This window comes from Streptomyces avidinii (assembly GCF_014650695.1).
Classification (GTDB): Bacteria; Actinomycetota; Actinomycetes; order Streptomycetales; family Streptomycetaceae; genus Streptomyces; species Streptomyces avidinii.
The window spans coordinates 52,933-71,003 of record NZ_BMVL01000019.1; the positions used below are offsets into that span (position 1 = coordinate 52,933).

General features: G+C 73.0%; 14 protein-coding genes. 5 read left to right on the forward strand and 9 right to left on the reverse strand.

Annotated features, from left to right (window positions below; all coding sequences use genetic code 11):
• Nucleotides 1-9: 9 nt before the first annotated feature.
• From IE257_RS33980 to IE257_RS34005, 6 genes are all read right to left on the reverse strand, one after another.
• Nucleotides 10-1,473, reverse strand: a complete 1,464-nt coding sequence (locus IE257_RS33980) for a CitMHS family transporter (protein ID WP_189973693.1) — start codon at nucleotides 1,471-1,473, stop codon at nucleotides 10-12.
• A 73-nt stretch (nucleotides 1,474-1,546) separates the two neighbouring features.
• On the reverse strand, nucleotides 1,547-3,745 hold the full coding sequence (locus IE257_RS33985; RefSeq protein WP_189973694.1) for a molybdopterin oxidoreductase family protein: 2,199 nt from the start codon (nucleotides 3,743-3,745) through the stop codon (nucleotides 1,547-1,549).
• An 85-nt stretch (nucleotides 3,746-3,830) separates the two neighbouring features.
• Complete coding sequence (locus tag IE257_RS33990) at nucleotides 3,831-4,451, reverse strand: TetR/AcrR family transcriptional regulator (protein WP_189973765.1); 621 nt, start codon at nucleotides 4,449-4,451, stop codon at nucleotides 3,831-3,833.
• Between the two features lie 35 nt (nucleotides 4,452-4,486).
• Nucleotides 4,487-5,806, reverse strand: coding sequence for a hypothetical protein (locus IE257_RS33995; protein WP_189973766.1), 1,320 nt, complete (start codon nucleotides 5,804-5,806; stop codon nucleotides 4,487-4,489).
• A 355-nt stretch (nucleotides 5,807-6,161) separates the two neighbouring features.
• Nucleotides 6,162-7,001, reverse strand: coding sequence for a cupredoxin domain-containing protein (locus IE257_RS34000; RefSeq protein ID WP_189973767.1), 840 nt, complete (start codon nucleotides 6,999-7,001; stop codon nucleotides 6,162-6,164).
• Between the two features lie 160 nt (nucleotides 7,002-7,161).
• Nucleotides 7,162-9,300 (reverse strand): right-handed parallel beta-helix repeat-containing protein, encoded by a 2,139-nt coding sequence (locus tag IE257_RS34005; protein ID WP_189973695.1) that lies wholly within the window; start codon nucleotides 9,298-9,300, stop codon nucleotides 7,162-7,164.
• A gap of 217 nt (nucleotides 9,301-9,517) precedes the next feature.
• Here IE257_RS34005 and hmgA point away from each other — a divergent pair, with 217 nt between their 5' ends.
• Together hmgA and IE257_RS34015 are read left to right on the forward strand one after the other, a co-directional pair.
• Nucleotides 9,518-10,831, forward strand: a complete 1,314-nt coding sequence (gene hmgA / locus IE257_RS34010; protein ID WP_189973696.1) for a homogentisate 1,2-dioxygenase — start codon at nucleotides 9,518-9,520, stop codon at nucleotides 10,829-10,831.
• A gap of 63 nt (nucleotides 10,832-10,894) precedes the next feature.
• Nucleotides 10,895-11,644, forward strand: a complete 750-nt coding sequence (locus IE257_RS34015; protein ID WP_189973697.1) for a GntR family transcriptional regulator — start codon at nucleotides 10,895-10,897, stop codon at nucleotides 11,642-11,644.
• A 160-nt stretch (nucleotides 11,645-11,804) separates the two neighbouring features.
• Here the strand turns inward: IE257_RS34015 and IE257_RS34020 are convergent, their stop codons facing one another.
• Nucleotides 11,805-11,978, reverse strand: a complete 174-nt coding sequence (locus tag IE257_RS34020) for a hypothetical protein (RefSeq protein ID WP_189973698.1) — start codon at nucleotides 11,976-11,978, stop codon at nucleotides 11,805-11,807.
• A gap of 145 nt (nucleotides 11,979-12,123) precedes the next feature.
• Here IE257_RS34020 and IE257_RS34025 point away from each other — a divergent pair, with 145 nt between their 5' ends.
• Both IE257_RS34025 and IE257_RS34030 read left to right on the forward strand, forming a co-directional pair.
• Nucleotides 12,124-13,248 (forward strand): type ISP restriction/modification enzyme, encoded by a 1,125-nt coding sequence (locus IE257_RS34025; RefSeq protein ID WP_189973768.1) that lies wholly within the window; start codon nucleotides 12,124-12,126, stop codon nucleotides 13,246-13,248.
• A 292-nt stretch (nucleotides 13,249-13,540) separates the two neighbouring features.
• Nucleotides 13,541-14,737, forward strand: a complete 1,197-nt coding sequence (locus IE257_RS34030; protein WP_189973699.1) for a CaiB/BaiF CoA transferase family protein — start codon at nucleotides 13,541-13,543, stop codon at nucleotides 14,735-14,737.
• Nucleotides 14,738-14,786: 49 nt separating this feature from the next.
• On the opposite strand, the gene IE257_RS34035 is transcribed toward IE257_RS34030, so the two are convergent.
• Entirely contained in the window at nucleotides 14,787-15,056 is a 270-nt protein-coding gene (locus IE257_RS34035) for a hypothetical protein (protein WP_076046471.1), read from the reverse strand.
• Nucleotides 15,057-15,335: 279 nt separating this feature from the next.
• Between IE257_RS34035 and IE257_RS34040 the strand changes: the two genes are divergently transcribed.
• Nucleotides 15,336-17,156, forward strand: a complete 1,821-nt coding sequence (locus tag IE257_RS34040; RefSeq protein WP_229920827.1) for a serine/threonine-protein kinase — start codon at nucleotides 15,336-15,338, stop codon at nucleotides 17,154-17,156.
• On the opposite strand, the gene IE257_RS34045 is transcribed toward IE257_RS34040, so the two are convergent.
• On the reverse strand, nucleotides 17,126-17,929 hold the full coding sequence (locus tag IE257_RS34045; protein WP_189973769.1) for an SGNH/GDSL hydrolase family protein: 804 nt from the start codon (nucleotides 17,927-17,929) through the stop codon (nucleotides 17,126-17,128). The two genes, IE257_RS34040 and IE257_RS34045, sit on opposite strands and share 31 nt — an antisense overlap.
• Nucleotides 17,930-18,071 lie beyond the last annotated feature (142 nt).

An 18,071-nucleotide genomic window follows, 5' to 3' on the forward strand; every position in this document is an offset into this window, starting at 1 on the left:
CGCGGGACGTCAGATGATGCCGAAAAGCATCCCCGCCGCCAGGACCACGAGGGAGGTCAGAGCCGCCCATTTCACGGTGAACCGGGTGTGGTCGCCGAACTCGACCTTGGCCATGCCGACGAGGACGTAGACGGCCGGAACCAGCGGACTCGACATGTGCAGCGCCTGGCCGACGAGGGAAGCGCGGGCGATCTCGAGCGAGGAGACCCCGTGGGCGGCGCCGGCCTCGGCCAGGACGGGCAGGACACCGAAGTAGAAGCCGTCGTTCGACATGAAGTAGGTGAGCGGCAGGCTCAGCAGGCCGGTGACCAGTGCCATGTGCGGGCCCATGCCCTCGGGGATGGCGCCGACGAGCCAGTCGGCCATGTGCTTGACCATGCCGGTGCCGGTGAGGACCCCGGTGAAGACGGCGGCGGCGAAGACCATGCCGGCGACGTTCAGGACGTTGTCGGCGTGGGCGGCGATCCGGGCCTTCTGGTCGGGCATGTGCGGGAAGTTCACGGTGAGCGCGAGAGCGGCGCCGAGGAGGAACAGCACCGGGATGGGCAGCAGCTCCGTGATCATCGCGGTCAGCAGGGCGACGGTCAGGCCGGCGTTGAACCAGTACAGGCGGGGGCGCAGGGTGGGGCGGTGCGGATCCAGGCCCTGGAAGCCGTCCTCCGGGGCGGGGATGTCGCCGCTCCCGAGCGGGGCGGAGGCGGAGGCGGAGGCAGGAGCGGAGCCGGTCGCGGAGGCGGCCGCGGAAGCGGCGGAGTCGGTGGCGCCTTCGGCGGATGCGGACGGGCCGGACGCCCCGGGGGCGGCCGGGACCAGCTCGTCCTCGACCGCCTCCCGTTCCACCTGCCCGGGCAGTACCAGGGTGCCGACCCGGCGGCGCTCCTTCACACCGAGGACGTACGCCAGGACGAACACGAAGAGCAGCCCCACCGCGAGAGCCGGGATCATCGGGACGAAGATGTCGGCGGCGTCGAGCTTGAGGGCGGTGGCGGCGCGGGCGGTCGGACCGCCCCAGGGGAGGGTGTTCATGACGCCGTTGGCCGTGGCCGCGACGCCCGTCATGACCACCAGGCTGAGGCCGAGCCGCTTGTAGAGCGGATACATGGCCGAGACGGTGATCATGAAGGTGGTCGAGCCGTCGCCGTCGAGCGAGACGATCGCGGCGAGGACGGCGGTGCCGACCACCACCCGCATCGGGTCCGCCTTGCAGAAGCGCAGGATGCCGCGGACGATCGGGTCGAAGAGACCGACGTCGATCATCACTCCGAAGTAGACGATGGCGAACATCAGCATGGCGGCGGTCGGGGCGAGCTTGCCGACGCCGTCGATGACGTAGTCGCCGAGGTGCGCGCCCTTCCCTGCGAACACGCAGAAGAGTGCGGGGATGAGGACGAGCGCCGCGATGGGCGACATTTTCTTCAGCATGATCAGGACCAGGAAGGTCGCGATCATGGCGAAGCCGAGGAAGGTCAGCATGTGGGGAAGGTAGGTGCCCCCTCAGCGCGCCAACAAGACGTCTACGCGTGAGCAATACGAGCAAAACCCCAGCTCAGGGCAGGGGTGTCAACTCGACGGGGAAGCCGTTGAGCACCGCCGTGCCGGACAGCCGGTCCATGCGGGTGCCGTCGAGCAGCTGGTTGACGTTCGCACCGGGCACCGCGGCCGCCACCGACAGCCGCGAGCCGGCGCGATCGTGGCCCCACCCGTGCGGGAGGCTCACCACACCGCTGCGGACGGCATCGGTGACCTCGACGGGCACCTCCAGGCTCCCGCCCTCGGCGGTGATCCTGGCCTGCCCTCCGTCCACGAGTCCGAGTCGCTCCGCGTCGTGCGGGTGGACGTGAAGGGTGCAGCGGTTGGAACCTCCGGTGAGGGCCGGTACGTTGTGCAACCAGCTGTTGTTGGACCGCAGATGGCGGCGGCCCACGAGCACCAGGGCGGCGGGGCGTTCGGCGAGCGCCGCGCGCAGCCGGGGCAGCTCGGCCGCGATCGGGTCCGGGAGCAGCTCGATCCTGCCGCTGCGGGTCTTGAGCACGCCCGGGAGCCGGGGCCGCAGCGGGCCGAGGTCGATGCCGTGCGGCGCCTGCCGCAGATCGTCGAGGGTCAGGTCGTACGGGCCCGTGCGCAACATCAGGTCGAGGCGCCGCTCGGGGCCGGTGGTGCCGTTCAGCAGGCGGGCCAGTTCCTGCGGGTCGCCGCCGTGGAGCGGTGAGTGGGGATCGGTGACCGCCCGGGCCAGGGTGTCGGCGATGACACGCTCGTCGACGGCCTCGGGCGGCGCGCCGTGCAGTCCGGAGACGGCGAGGATCAGGCGCGCGTGGATCTCGCACTCGTCCATGCCCTCGCCCTCCAGCGGGACGGCGGCGGGCGAGTACCGGGCCTGGTTGCGCACGGCGAACCCGTTGAACGCGAAGTCGAAGTGCGCGCTCCGGGAGGGCGGCGGCGGTGGCAGGACGACGTGTGCGTGGCGTGAGGTCTCGTTCAGGTACGGGTCGACCGAGACCATGAAATCGAGCCCGGCCAGCGCCCGGTCCAGCCGGTCGCCGTCGGGCGCGGACAGCACCGGATTGGCGGCGACGGCGAGCAGTGCGCGGATCCGCCCTTCGCCCGGGGTCTCGATCTCCTCCGCCAGTGCGGCCATGGGCAGCTCGCCCTTGGCCTCGGGGTGGCCACCGACCCGGCTCGACCAGCGGCCGAGTGCGAATCCCTTGCCCGGACCCGCGGGCCGGCCCGGCGGGGCCGTCGCCGAGAGCGGGAACAGGGCTCCGCCCGGCCGGTCCAGATTGCCGGTGAGGATGTTGAGTACGTCGACCAGCCAGCTCGCCAGCGTGCCGTACTCGACCGTGCAGCTGCCGATTCGCCCGTAGACGGCGGCGGTGGGTGCCGCCGCGAGCTCGCGGGCGAGCGTGCGGATCTCGGCGGCCGTGAGGTCGCATGCGGGTGATACGGCCTCAGGAGTGAAACTCCCGAGCGCGGCACCGAGTTCCCCGATGCCCTGGCTGAGTTCCTCCAGTGCGCCGGGGGCGGCGAGCTTCTCCTCGATCAGGGTGTGCGCGAGGGCGGCGAGGAGCAGTGCGTCGCTGCCGGGGCGCGGCGCGAGGTGGCGGTCGGCGAGTGCGGCGGTGCGCGTACGGCGCGGGTCGACGACGACCAGGGTGCCGCCGCGGGCCCGCAGGGCCTTCAGCCGGCCCGGGAAGTCGGGGGCGGTGCACAGCGAGCCGTTGGACTCGACCGGGTTGGCGCCCAGGAGGAGCAGGAAGTCGGTCCGGTCGAGGTCGGGGACCGGGATGGCGAAGGGGTCGCCGAAGAGGAGTCCGCTGGACACGTGCTTGGGCATCTGGTCGAGCGTGCTGGCGGTGAAGAGGTTGCGGGTGCCGAGGGCCTTGAGGAGCAGGGGCGGGTAGAGGGCGCCTGCCATGGTGTGCACGTTCGGGTTGCCGAGTACGACGCCGACCGACTGGGCCCCGTACTCCCGGACCAGGGCGGGGACGGCGGCGGTGATGGCGTCGAAGGCCTCCTCCCAGGTGGCCTCCCGCAACCGGCCGGCACGGCGGACGAGGGGGCCGCGCAGCCGGTCGGGGTCGGAGTCGAGCGCTCCGAACGCGGCCCCCTTGGGGCAGATGAAGCCGCGGCTGAAGACGTCCTCCCGGTCACCGCGGGCGCCGGTGACCGCGCCGTCCGCGAGGGTGAGGGTGAGGCCGCAGGTGGCTTCGCAGAGGGGGCAGATGCGCAGGGCGGTGCGGGACATGGGCCCTCCAGGGGCGGCGGTCTGCGGCACGGGCACGCCGGGTGCACCGAGCATACCGACCGGTACGCACGGAGGGGAGGGGTCGTCAGTCGAGTACGCGGGCGAGATAGGCGTGCATCATCGCGCGGGTCTCGTCGACGATGCCCGGATCCCCGGCCGGGTCGGCCCGGAAGGCCAGCTGGATCAGCGCGTCGGTGGCCTCGACGGCGACGAGTACGGCCCGCTCCAGAGTGGCGTCCGGGGTGAGACCGAGGTGCGCGGAGAGCAGCTCGGTCAGCCGGGCGGCGACCTGGTGGTTCGGGTCCGCCTCCGGCCCCTCGGTGGGCGGCGCGGGCACGCCGAAGTCGACGAGCGCGAAGCCCGGCATGCTGCGCTTCATGGCCAGGTACTCGTCCAGTACCGCGTCCACGACGGGCCGCCAGTGGGTGGCGGGGAGGTCGGCGAGCCGGTCTGCGATGCCGTCGACGTAGCGGTCCAGGTTGCGGTGGGCGAGGGCGATGGCCATGGCCCTCTTGTTGCCGAAGAAGCGGTAGACGGAGCCGATCGGCACGCCGGCGCGCAGGGCCACGGCACGGGTGCTGAGATTCTCGTACCCGGTCTCGTCGAGCAGCTCGGCGCAGGCGTCGAGGATCCGGGCGAGCCGGTCGGCGCTGCGCTGCTGGATCGGCGTACGGCGCAGGGAGTGGGCGGGAGGCACGGGGTCCATCATGCCGCTCCTCGCTTCCGGGTTCGGTGGGGGCCTCAGTTCAGCAGAAGTCCGATCCCCCCGAGGGTGTAAGTGATCATCAGCGCCAGCAGCGGCAGTTGGCCGGCCACCGCTCTGGCGGGCGGGAAGAGGCGTACGGAACGGTCGTGGGCCGCGACGACGCCGAGCACGTGACCGGTGACGACGGCGACGACCTGGAGGGCCGCGAGGCCGCCCGGACCCAGCAGTGGCACGGGTTCGGGGGCGTTGTCAGTGCCGAGTGCCATGCTTACTGTGCGTGGTCCTTCGACTACGAGGAGGGAGAAGTAGTGGGCGATGAGATAGCCGAGTGCGATCGGTACGAGTGAGTGCGCGAAGGCGGTGAGCGGTCCGGGGTGCGGGCCGCTGACGAGTCGGGTGGCCGCGGCGCACAGGCAGTAGAGCGTGGCGACGAGGGCGATGGAAGCGAGCAGTCCGAGTGTGGCCGTGGGGGTGCGGCCGAGGGGGGAGGTCTGTAGGGCGTTGATCCACGAGGGGTTGTCGGAGAAGCCGTCGTAGGCGGTGGAGCCGAGGAGGACGCAGACGGTGGCGACGAGTCCGGGCCGCTCGGGTGTCGCGTCGAGTCCGTGGAAGGGGTTACGGAGAACGAGGCGGCCGTCGCTGCGACGGCCGAGGGGGGAGAGCCGGGCCAGGAGGGTGGAGTACGCCTCGAAGGCGTCGCCGCCGTCGAACCAGCGCTCGCCGAAGCGGGCGGCGAGCAGGAGTTGGCCGGTGGCGTAGGCGGTGATCGCGATCAGGAGGGTGGTGGTGGATGCGGGTTCAGGAGCGACGAGTTCGAGCCAGGTGAAACCGAACAGCCCGGCGGCGGCGGGCCATTGACCGATCCGGACCGGAACGGGGCGGTGGTGGCCCGGGCCGGTGTCGGGGTCTTGGCGGCGCAGGGCCCGGGAGAGCAGGTGGTGGAGGGTGCGGAGCGGGTTGAGCAGGCGCCAGACGGGGCCGAGGAGGAGGGAGGCGGGGACGAGTCCGACCCAGAGGAGGACGTAGACGGCGCCGGGAGCGGGGTTGTGCGCGGGGTCGTCGGGACCGAGGAGGAGGTACAGCAGGACGGCGAGTGCGGCGGCGAGTCCCAGTCCGCGCAGAGCGGTTCGGGTGGCCGGCGCGTCGGCCACCCGCTGCAGGGCGGCGGGCAGGGCGAGACCCGAGCGCTCTCCGCGGAAGCGGGAGGTGGACCAGAGGAGGCCGAGCGCGAGGAAGGAGACGAACAGCGCGGCGAAGGCACCGGCGAAGGCATAGAAGGGAGAGATGGGCAGATCGTGCTGGGACCCGATCCCGTGCGCGAGCGAGGTGAGCGGATCGGCCGGGTGAAGGACCACGCCCTGGCCGCGACCACCACCACCGCCGCCCTGGGTGCCCCCCGGCCCGAGGGGGCTCACCATGGGCCTACCCGGGACGGCGCCGCCGTCCCGCGGGCATCCCGGCAGGGCGCCGCTGGCCCGAGCCCGGCTCCGGGACGCCGGGGCCGGGATGCGGGACGGAGCGCGGGCCGGGATGCAGGCCGGAGTACGGGTCGGGACCCGCGTCCGGCCAGGGGCCCGGGTATCGGCTCAAGCCCCGGCCCGGGCGGGCGTCCGAACGCGGGTCGGGCTGCCGGCGCAGGCACGGGCCGGGCCTTGCGCCCGGGCCCGGGCGGCGGGCGCTGGGTGAGGCCGGGGACGGTGTGGGGGCGGGTCATCGGACGAGGAGTTGGGTCAGGACGAGGTTGGACTCGTGGGTTTCGACCTCGAAGAGGCCCGTGCGGTCGGCTGTCAGGATCAGGGTGGCCTCCTGGCCTGCCGGCAGGGCGAGTTCCTTGTCGTAGCCGTGGACGTGCAGGGTGTCCGCGCGGTCGCTGGTGACGCGCAGGGCCACGCGCTCTCCGCGCCGCAGTTCGGTGCGGGCGGGGGCGGGGGTGACCTTGCCGTCCCGGACGGTGACGGTGACCGTCCGGTCGGCCTGCTCCGCAGCCGGAGCAGGAGTCGGAGTCGGAGCTGAAGGCGGGGCAGGGCTCGGACTCCCGCCGTGGCTGTGGCCGTCCGGCGGCCCCGGGGCGGTGGCGGTGAGCTGCGCCGTGCCCTCGACCGGCTTGCCCGACACGGCCCAGGCGGTGTGGTCGTCCGCGTAGAGGCGGACGGTCAGGGTGTGCGTGCCCTCGGGGACCTGCGCCGCGGGCAGGTGGAACCAGGGGCCGTACAGCCGGGCCAGTTTGCGTCCGTCGAGCTCCAGGTGGGCGTGGCCCGCGCCCGGGAGTGCGGCGCCGCCGGTGCTGTCGGGGGTGAAGCGGTAGTCCTTCACCGCCAGTTGGAGGTTCCAGCCGTCCTCGCTGTCCGGGCGGACGGTGAGCCGGACTTCCGGCGCCCCCTGGGCCGGTACCTCGCGGAGCCGGTGGCCGGTGGTGTCGGTGGCCGTGAGCAGGGTGCCCACGCTGCCGGAGGCCTGCTCGTGGCTGGTGCCGGGCTTGTGGTGGGTGGTGGCCCGCCCGCCGCAGCCCGTCGCCGCGCCGCCCGCCAGGAGCAGGGCAAGGGTGAGCAGGGCGGCGGCGCGGGCGGTTCGGCGGAGCCTGCGGGCCGCGCGGGGCGGCGGCGTACCGCAGGCGTCGCACCGGCTGTCGTCGTCGGGCTGATGCTCCGGCTGGTGCTCGGGCCGGTCGGTCACGGCTGGCCTCCTGGGGTCGGCGCGGCCTGGGCGGGGATCACGGCGCGGGCTTCGGGGTGGCCGGGGGCTCGGAGGCCACCGCGCGCAGCACAGGGGCCGGGCCCGCGGGGACCGGGGCGCGGTCGCCCGCGGGGTCGCCGCCCGGGCCGGACGGGTGGGCCGGGGCGCCCGGGCGGGCCGAGGCCACCACCGCCCACAGGACCCAGACCACGGCCACCAGGGCCCGTACCCAGGCGGGGCTCAGGGGGGTCCACGGGATCATCAGGACTGCCTTGTCGAAGGCGTCCAGCAGGGTGAGCCCGGCCAGCAGCAGGGTCAGGCGGGCCAGCCACGGGCGGCCGGTGCGCAGGACCAGGCCGACGCCCGTCCACCACAGGCCGAGCAGGAGCAGGGCCAGCGCGGGGACGAAGGTGGCCGTCAGGGCCGTGGTGGAGCCGGCCACGTCCAGGACCAGACCCGCCAGCCCCGCCAGCGAGGCGGCCGTGCCCGGGCGTGAGCCGCGCAGCCGGCGCCACCACAGGACCCCGCCGACCAGCAGCAGCACCGCGGCGACGGCCAGCGCGAGCTGGGTCTCCACCCGCTCCAGGCCGCGCGCGCCGTACCAGTCGCAGCCGGCCGGGAGTTTGCGCGCCTGGACGTTGTAGTCCGCGCAGACAAGGAGCTGGACCAGTTTGACCGGTTCGCCGACCAGTCGGGAGGACGCCCCCGAGACCTCGCCGCGGCGGTCACCGCACTGCGGGACCGTGCCCGGGGTGGAGCCGTCGGGTCCGTCCTGCCAGCAGTTGGCGCGCCCCTGGCCGTCCCACCACACGTCCATGCCGTTGGGGCGGGCGGCGCCGGACTTGTCCTTGCCCATGACGTTCCCGGCGTACCGGTTGTGGTGGGAGGTGTCGGTCTGCTTGGACCACGCCTCCTCGCCGCGGATGAAGGCGGGGACCGCGCTGAGGAAGAAGCCCGCGCGCTCGTGCCCGTACACCCAGTTGCCCTCGTAGAGGTTCCAGTTGCCGCCGGCGGTGATGATGCCGGTGCCCGGGGGCATGGAGATCTGCGGGCAGACGACGCCGCGTTCGTAGCCGCGCTCGATCGGCGGTTTGGCGCAGGTGCCGTCGGCGACGAAGCCGTAGTAGTCCTGGTTGTTGTCGTGGATCAGGTTCCGCTCGAACTTGGCGTGGTTCTGCGGGAGTCCGGGGTGCCCGGGGAAGGCGCTGTCCATCGAGGCGCCGCCCATGTTCTGGTCGAACTCGTTGTCGTGCACCCAGACCGAGTCGCCCGCGGTGCCGGAGTAGCCGACCATGTTGTGGTGGCTGCGGCAGCCGGTGATCTCGATGGAGTACCGGGGGACCTCGTAGCCGCGGCCGTCGTTGATGTTCGAGGCGCTGCCCGGGTAGATGCCGGAGTCGCCGTTCCCGTAGGACTCGCAGTTCTTGTAGAGCCCGTGGTCGCTGGCGAAGGTCAGGAAGCCGTACTCGTCGTTCCAGCGGGTCAGCACGTCGTCGATGACGAAGCCGTCGCCCGCCAGCACGTACAGCGAGTTGAAGGTGGTGCGCTGGGCGGTGAAGTTGCGGAAGTAGATGCCGTTGGACTTGTCCGCGCGGATGGCGTTCAGCTTCTGGTACTTGGCGTCGACGACCACGTCGAGCCGTGATGCGCCGGTGCCCTCGATCTGCAGGTTCGTCTTGCCGAGGATCGCGACGAGGTTCTGGTTGTGCCGGCACCGGACCTGCTGCTCGTAGGACAGGATCTGGTAGCCCAGCGAGGACTCGGGGGCCTTCAGCGCGGCGCACTCCCCCGTCGGCTTGGGGAGCGAGGGCTCCTCCTCGTACAGGCCGGGGAGGATCGCGATGTTCATCCCGGGCCGGTCGACGGCGTCGACGGCCTCCTGGAGGTGCCGGTAGCCGCTCTTCTCGCAGCGCTCGTACAGGGCGAGGTTGCGCTGCCGGAGCTCTTCGGGGAAGGCGGATATCCGGCGTTCGAAGGCGGGCCGGTCGGTCTTGCAGACGATCAGGTCGGGCTCCGTCCTGCGGTACTCGGGTACGGATCCGGAGCCGTCCGGGAGGGTGATCGGGCGCTCCTCGTGCGCGCGGGCGGCGGGCGCGGCGACGAGGAGGGACACAAGGGCGAGGAGGGCGGCGAGGAGCGCCGCCGGCACGGCAGGAAACCTGCGGGTCCACGACATGCGCGTGAGAGTAGAGCAATGTTCATCTTTTGTGATCCCCCTCGACCGAATCCGCGTTCCGGTCCGGCCGGGCGCCCCTCGACCTTTCCCGCCTTTCCGGCCATTCCCGCCGATCTCCCGCCGGCCTCGCGGCCCCGCCCGGGGTCCGCCGTTGACGCGCGGGCTGCGGAATCCTACTGTCGACCATAGGATTCCTTCGACGGAGCGGGAGCAGCACATGAGCGAGCAGGCCAGGAAGACGGCCGAGGCACTGGAGTACCTCACCGGCTTCGGCAACGAGCACAGCTCGGAAGCCGTCCCCGGCGCACTGCCGATCGGCCGGAACTCGCCCCAGCGCGCACCTCTCGGCCTCTACGCCGAGCAGCTCAGCGGCAGCGCCTTCACCGAGCCGCGCACGCACAACCGCCGCTCGTGGCTCTACCGGATCCGCCCCTCGGCCGCACACCCGCCCTTCACCCGGGTCGACAACGGCGCCCTGCGCTCCGCGCCCTTCACGGAGGCCGTACCGGACCCGAACCGGCTCCGCTGGAACCCGCTGCCCGCCCCGGCCCCCGGCACCGACTTCCTGGCCGGCCTGTGGACCCTCGGCGGCAACGGCGACGTCACCCAGCGCTCCGGCATGGCCATCCACCTCTACGCCGCCAACGCCGACATGACCGACCGGGTGTTCAGCGACTCCGACGGCGAGCTGCTGATCGTCCCCGAGCGCGGCGGGCTGCTCCTGCGCACCGAACTGGGCCTGCTCGCCGCCCGCCCCGGCGACATGGCCATCGTCCCCCGCGGGGTCCGGTTCCGCGTCGAGCTGCTCGACGCCGACGCCCGCGGCTACGTCTGCGAGAACTACGGCCAGCCCTTCGAACTGCCGAACCTGGGCCCGATCGGCGCCAACGGCCTCGCCGCCGCACGGGACTTCCAGGCCCCCGTGGCCGCGTACGAGGACAGCGACCGCCCGACCGAGGTGATCAACAAGTTCTGCGGCAACCTCTGGTCGGCCACCTACGACCACTCCCCGCTCGACGTGGTCGCCTGGCACGGCAGCCACGTCCCGTACGTGTACGACATGCGCCGCTTCAACGTCCTGGGCTCGATCAGCTACGACCACCCGGACCCGTCGATCTTCACGGTCCTGACCTCCCCCTCCGACACCCCGGGGCTGGCGGGGGTGGACTTCGTGGTCTTCGCACCGCGCTGGCTGGTCGGCGAGGACACCTTCCGCCCGCCCTACTTCCACCGCAACGTGATGAGCGAGTACATGGGCCTCATCGAGGGGGCCTACGACGCCAAGGCCGAGGGCTTCGTCCCGGGCGGCGGCTCGCTCCACAACATGATGTCCGCGCACGGCCCCGACCACGAAACCTTCGACCGGGCGAGTGCCGCCGAGCTGAAGCCGCAGAAGATCGACGACGGCCTGGCCTTCATGTTCGAGACGCGCTGGCCGATCACCGCCACCGCACAGGCCGCCGGTGCCGATCACCTCCAGCGCGACTACGACGCCGTGTGGCAGGGTCTGCAGCGCCACTTCCGCGGCTGACCTGCACTGCATACCCTGCATGCGCCGCACGTCACCCCTGCCCAGCCGTTCGGAGATCCACCCGTGACCGCCTTCGCCCCCGACTCGCTGGTACTGAACCGGAAGCTGCCGCTCTGGTACCAGGTGTCGCAGTCACTGCGCGCCTCGATACTGGGGCGCACCCCGGACGCCTCGCTGCGCCTGCCCACCGAGGAGCAGCTCGCCGAGCACTACGGGGTGAGCGTGCTGACCATGCGGCAGGCGCTCAAGGAGCTGGAGAACGAGGGCCTGATCAGCCGGCACCGGCGGCGCGGCACCTTCATCGAGCCGGGCGCGCTGCGCAGCACCCCGGTCCGGCTGCTGGGCTCGGTCGACGCGATCGTGGCCCAGCAGTCGGGCGACCGCACGACAATCCTGGGACACGGCCGCACGGCCGTGTCCGGGGAGCTGCTGGAGCACTTCCCGGATACGCCCGAGGTGGTGGCGTACCGGCGTCTGCGCCACGACCGGGAGAGCGGCGAGCCGACCAACTGGGCGGAGAACGCGGTCCTCCCGGAGTTCGCCGGGGCCGTGGACCTCGCCGATCTCGAACGCTGGCCGATGACCAAGGTCCTGCGGGACATCGTCGGGGTGCGCATCAGCCGGATCACGGACACGGTGGAGGCCCGGCTGGCCGACCCGGAGACGGCCGAGCTGCTCCGCGTCCCGCTGCTCAGCCCGATCCTGCACTACACGGGGGTCACCTACGACGAGGACGGCCGGGTGGTGGACGTGGCCCGCATCCGCTACCGCGGCGACCGGTTCTCCTTCACCGTGACGGTCGACGCGCACTGACGTCGGCGCGCACCGACGTCCGCGCGCACCGACGTCGCCGGGCACCACGGCGGCGCGCACCGACGTCTACACGCCCTACGCCGGCGCGCACCGACGGCCGCGGAGCCACCGCCCGACCGGCCTCGGAGCCACCGCCCGACCGCTGCGGCGACCCCTGCGACTACCGCGGCTCCTTCTCGTCGTCCTCCCCGGTGCGCTCGCCCTCTGCCTGCGACGGCGTGGTCCGCATCGTGTGGGGGTGCTGCCGCTGCTTGCGCTGGGCCTCGTCCATGTCCTCGTCGAGGCGCTCGCCCTCGGCCTGCGACGGGGTCGTGTATTCGTCGTACTGACTCATGGCCGCCTCCTCAGCTTCACCGGTCAATACCGCACATATGCGTACATAAGGAGCGTAGCTCTTCGGCCTGGACGCAGCCCGGCTGCCCGGTCCCGTCGCTACCATCGGCGGCGTGAGCGAAGACGTACCGCTGCTCGATGACCTGATGCCCTGGGCCGTGGGCAGCCTGCGACTGGGCCGGGACTGGGTGGCCGCACCCGATCCGGCGGCCCTGCGCGCCCGCTGGGCCGCCCTGACGGGCTCCGAAGGGGCCGAGCGGGAGCGACTGTTCCGCCCGAGCCGCAGCCGCAGGCCCGACGCGGGGGCGGCAGCCCTGCCGGGGCAGCGCTCGGCGGCCACGGCCCGCTTCACGGACGCCCCCGGCCCCTGCCCCGACCCCGTACGGGTACTCCGCGAGCCCTTCGACGAGCAGTGGCTACTGCCCGACCAGCGGCTGATCGACGTGGCCCGCCCCGAGCTCTGGCGGGTCCGGGACGCGCACCAGCTGTTCCTCGTCGAGACCCCGGATCCGCTGGTCACCGCGCACCTCCCGGTCGGCCGCCTCGGCCGGATCCGTCCCCTGCACCGGCGCCCCGGCGGCGCCGAGCCCAATCTCGCCCCCGGCCTCCTGCCCCTGCTGGGCGCGCGCCACGGCGGCTGGGTCGCCCCCGAGGACGTCCTGTGCTGGATCCTGGCGGCGGGCCGCCCGGGCCCGCGCGGTTACGAGGTGCCGCTCGCCGCCGACCCGGCGCACTGGCGGGCCGGGCTGGAGCTGGGGCACCGACTGCTCGGCGTGCAGCTGCGTGGGGCGCGCGGTGGCGAGCCGCCCCGGCTACCGGGCGGCCGCCGCCCGTACGTCCGCTCGGCGGTCGCGGGCTGGCCGCACGAGCCGGCGTACGACGCCGAGAGCGAGACGCTGAGCCTCGGGGGCGGGACCGTGTCCCCCGTGCCGGCCGGGGCCTGGGAGTACGAGGCGCAGGGCGTACGGGTGCTGCCGGCCTGGTTCGCGGCCCGCACCGCGCACCGCAGCCCGGACGCCGACGGTCTGGCGGCGCTGGGGCCCGCCGAGTGGCCGCAGAGCTGGACCTCGGAACTGCTGTCCCTGGTCACCACCTTGGCGCTGCTGGCCGAACTGGCTCCGGAGCGGGCCGCGTTCGAGCCCGGCCCGGGGCTGCCGGCCGAGACCCTGCGCGCGGCCGGGGTGCTGCCGCCGCCGGCCTCGGCCCGGCGCCCGGCTTCGGTGCTGGACCACCAGGAGGAGGGCCCGGGCGGGCAGTTCGCCCTCCTCTGAGGAGGACCGGCACGTGTGCGGGCCTCCGCATCCGGGCCTCCGCATCCGGGGCGCTGCTGTGGTCGGGGCTGCTGCTCGCGCTGTTCGTGCCGCCGGCGACTGGCAGGTTCGCACGCGGGGCCGGTAGCGACCCGCGGCATCGCGCCCTGCGACCCGTAACAACCCGTGGCGTCGCGCCCCGCGACCCGTAACAACCCGTGGCGGCTGTCAGGGCGGCCGCCATTCGTGATCAATGTCGCGCATCGCCCCCGGTGTGGTGACAGCCGCCCGTCCGACCCGGTAGGCAGGGGGCATGTCTACCGAACCGCTCCCCCTGGACGGCGTCACCGTCGTCGCCGTCGAGCAGGCCGTCTCGGCCCCCTTCGCCACCCGCCAGCTCGCCGACCTCGGCGCCAGGGTGATCAAGGTCGAGCGCCCCGACGGCGGCGACTTCGCCCGCGCCTACGACACGGCCGCGCACGGCCTCGCCTCGCATTTCGTCTGGGCCAACCGCGGCAAGGAGTCGATCGCGCTCGACCTGAAGGACCCGCGCGGCCGGGAGGTCCTGCACGGGCTGCTCGCCGACGCCGACGTCTTCGTGCAGAACCTCGCCCAGGGGGCCGCCGCCCGGCTCGGGCTCGACTCGGCGGCGCTGTGCGCGCGTTACCCCCGGCTGGTCGCCGTGGACGTCTCCGGATACGGCGCCGAGGGCCCGTACGCCCACAAGCGCGCCTACGACATGCTCGTGCAATGCGAGGCGGGCCTGGTGGCGGTGACCGGCACCCCGGAGCAGCCGGTCAAGGCGGGGATCCCGGCGGCGGACATCGCGGCGGCCATGTACGCCTTCTCGGGGGTCCTGGCCGCACTGCTGCGCCGCGGGACCACCGGCCGCGGGGGCAGGGTGGAGGTGTCCATGCTGGACGCGCTCGCCGAGTGGATGGGCCACCCGCTGCACCACACGATGCACGGCGGGGAACAGCCCGTGCGCACCGGCCTCGCGCACGCGGTGATCGCACCCTACGACGCCTATCCGACGGCCGACGGGGACCGGGTGCTGCTGTCGGTGCAGAACGACCGCGAGTGGCGACGGCTCGCGCAACAAGTTTTGGAGCGACCCGAGTTGGCCGAGGATCCGGCGTACGCGACGAACACGGCGCGCACCGGGAACCGGGAGAAGACCGATGCGGTGGTGGCGGAGGCGCTGGGCCGGCTCGGCGCGGACGAGGCGATCGGGCGCCTGGAGGCGGCGGGCATCGCGTGCGCGCGACTGAACTCTGTGGCGCAGCTGGCCGGGCATCCGCAACTCGCGGCCCGGGACCGCTGGCGGGAGGTGTCATCGCCGGTCGGCCCGTTGCGGGCCCTGCTGCCGCCGATCGGACTGCCGGGCGGCGCGGCACCGCACATGGGTGCGGTGCCCGCGCTGGGCGAGCACACCGAGTCCCTGCTGCGCGCCCTGGGGATGGCGGACGCACAGATCTCGGAACTGCGCCGGGACGGTGTGATCGGGTAGGGCCGGGAAGCCGGAGACCGAAGGGCCGACGGCTGCGGTAGGGGGACGGTTACGAGCGGCGGCTGCCGAAGAGCGTGCGACGCAGACGGCGCAGCGGCGCGAAGAGCGAGACGCGCGCGCTCCGGCTCCGCAGACGGTGCGTGTGGTCGCGGGAGGTGAGCTCGCGCATCAGCAGCGTCGCCTCGGCGGTCTCCCGGTGCGGGACGGCAGGACCGCCCAGCACAGCGAGGTGGCGGTCGAGGCGCGAGCTGGTCGCACTGCTGCCGCAGGTGATGGCAGGCACGCGAGGCGGCCTGCTGCGCATTGCTATCTGTTCCATGATCTCTCCCCACCCGTACGAGGGCACCCGGCCCGGGCAGGTTAACCCTATCGCCCCCGCGTCGCCCCCGGGTATCCCGGTGGTGTGAATTACCCCTGCGGCGACGGGGAGTTGACGATTACTCAGCGGAGTCGCCGATTACTCTCCGCACAGACGTCACGCTGCGGAAGGCCTCTGCGCCAGTCCCGTCACGACAGGGGTCACACGGCTCGCCCTGCGCTAACTTGGTGTGATCGCCCGATGACACGCGGGCGCACGGGAACACACTCGGGGGCGCGCGTGAGTGAGCAATCGAACTCCGATCGTGTCATCTCGGGCCGCTACCGGCTGCTCGAACCGATCGGCCGCGGCGGGATGGGCATCGTGTGGCGGGCCCGGGACGAGGTGCTCGCCCGCGAGGTCGCCGTCAAGGAGGTCCGGGCGCCGGCCGGGCTGGAGCCCGCCGAACTGGAGCGGCTGTACCGGCGGCTGGAGCGGGAGGCATGGGCCGCCGCGAGGGTCTCGCACCGCGGGGTCGTCACCGTCTACGACGTGGCCTCCGAGGACGGGCGTCCCTGGATCGTCATGGAGCTGGTGCGCGGGCTCTCGCTGGCGGACGTACTGGAGGCCGAGGGCCCGATGGCCCCTCAGCGGGCCGCGCACATCGGGGAACAGGTGCTCGCCGCGCTGCGCTCGGCGCACGACTGCGGGGTGCTGCACCGGGACGTGAAGCCGGCCAACGTACTGATCGCCAATGACGGCCGGGTGGTGCTCGGCGACTTCGGGATCGCGAGCCTGGAGGGGTCTTCGGCCATCACCATGACGGGCGAGGTGGTCGGTTCCCCCGAATTCCTTTCACCGGAGCGGGCGTTGGGGAATGATCCGGGACCCGCGTCGGACCTGTGGGCGCTCGGGGTCATGCTCTACGCCGCCGTGGAGGGGGCCACACCGTTCCACGGGGCCACACCGTTGGACACCCTGCGGGCCGTGGTGGACGCGGAGTTGCCGCCGCCGCGCCGGGCCGGCGCGCTGGAGCCCGTACTGGAGGGACTGCTGCGCAAGGACCCGGCCGAGCGGCTGCCCGCGGCGGAGGCGGCCGGGATGCTCCGGGTGGTGGGTGCGGGCGGGACCGTACGGGCCTCCGGCGGGCCGGTGTCGGGCCCGGACGGGCCGACGACCGTCGCGCACCACGGGCGTCGGGAGCATCAGGAGCGTCAGGGGGCGGACGAGCCACCCGATCCGTACGGGGCGCAGCCGACGCGGGTGGCGCGGCCCGCGCACGGGTCGCCGTACGGGACGCCGCCGCCGGAGGTGCGCGAGGGGCACGCCGGGCTGGTGCTGACGGTCGGGATCGTGCTCATGCTGCTGGCCCTGGTCGCGGTGGGGTGGCTGCTGCTGGGGGACCGCGGCAACGACGGCGGGACGGACGGCGGGAACGGGGCCCCGACGGGCTCGGCGACGAACACCCGGACCGTCACCACGACCCCTTCGACCGCTCCGTCGGCCCCGGTGTCGGCGTCCGCCCCGGGCGCTGCGGGGCAGCACGTCTCGGTGTACGTGGACGCCGTGCGCTCCTCCTATACGGGCAGTTGCCCACCGCCCGCCGAGTACGCACCCGCCTTCACGGCCACCGTCGAGGTGGAGGGCACCCCGGTCGTACTGGAGTACCGGTGGGCCACGCGCAGTGGTCGGACCTCCGGGCCCGACTGGCAGTCCGTCACCTACGAGGAGGGCGGACCGAGGAGCCGGCGGGTGGAGCACACGGAGCTGACGCACGAGCCGGACGGGGTCTTCGAGGACGCGGTCCGGCTGGAGGTGCGGGGGCCGGCGGAGGTGGCCACCCAGTGGGTGGCCACCTCCGTGACCTGTCGGAAGGAGACCCCGACGAGCGGGGCCCCCTCCCCCGGACCGAGTCCGTCACCGGCGTCGCCGGTGCCGCCGACGGCGAGCCCTCCCGCGAGCCCCGCGACCGGTGAGCCGGATGGAACGGATGGAACGGATGGAACGGACCGGCCCGCCCCGGCGAATCAGGGCGACCCGGCGGGTCGGGCGAGTCGGGCGGACCTGGCGAGTCCCGGGAATCGGACGGATCAGGCGGCGTTCGTGAAGACCGGCAGGTAGCCGCCGGACTGTCCGGCGGCGGTCGGGTGGTACGACTCGCCGATGTTCAGCCAGTTGACGCTGTGCAGCCACGCGTTGCCGGAGCAGATCTCGTGGCCCGTGAAGGCACCGGCGACCGAGGCGAAGGTGAAGCCGTGGTCGGCGGCGCGTTTGGCGATGGCGGCGTTGAGGTGGTCGGCGGCGCCGTTGATGGCGGCCCGCTCGCCCTCGGTGAGGCCGGTGGTGCAGGTGCCGTTCAGCTTGTAGAAGCGGGGATAGCCGAGGACGACGACGTGCGCGCCGGGCGAGCGGCTGTCGATGGCGTTGTAGACCTGGTCGAGCTGGCCGGGGAGGGTGGAGTCCACGTAGGCCTTGGCCTGGTTCACGCGGCTGACGCAGGTGGATTCGGACTGGAGCACACAGGTCGTCATCACGTCGGAGAATCCGGCGTCGTTGCCTCCGATGGTGATGCTGACGAGGTCGGTGCCGGAGTTGAGCGGGGCGAGCTGGTTGGCGAGGACATCACCCGTACGAGCGCCCGAGCAGGCGGTGAAGGAGAAGGTCTGGGGGGAATGCGCTGCGGCCCACAGGGCCGGGTAGGCGCGGGTGGTGCGCTTGCAGTTGCCGCTCCCGCTGTCGTAGTTGCCGGCGCCGACGCCGGAGGAGTACGAGTCGCCGAGGGCGACGTAGCCGAAGTCGGCCTGGGCGGCGGCGGCCTGGCCGGCTCCGAACAGGGCGGCGCCCGCGGCGAGTAACAGGGAGGAGGACAGGGCTGCGAAGCGCGACAGTCTCATGCTCATGTGTGCGGCTCCTTGTGGGGGTTACTCCTGAGTCCGTGGTACAAGCAGCCGGGGTTCGCTGGAAGTGTCCATGCCAAGAATGTTCGGGGCAGAGTTGGGGGGCGAACCTTCACCCCGGATGCGTTTGAAGAGGGAA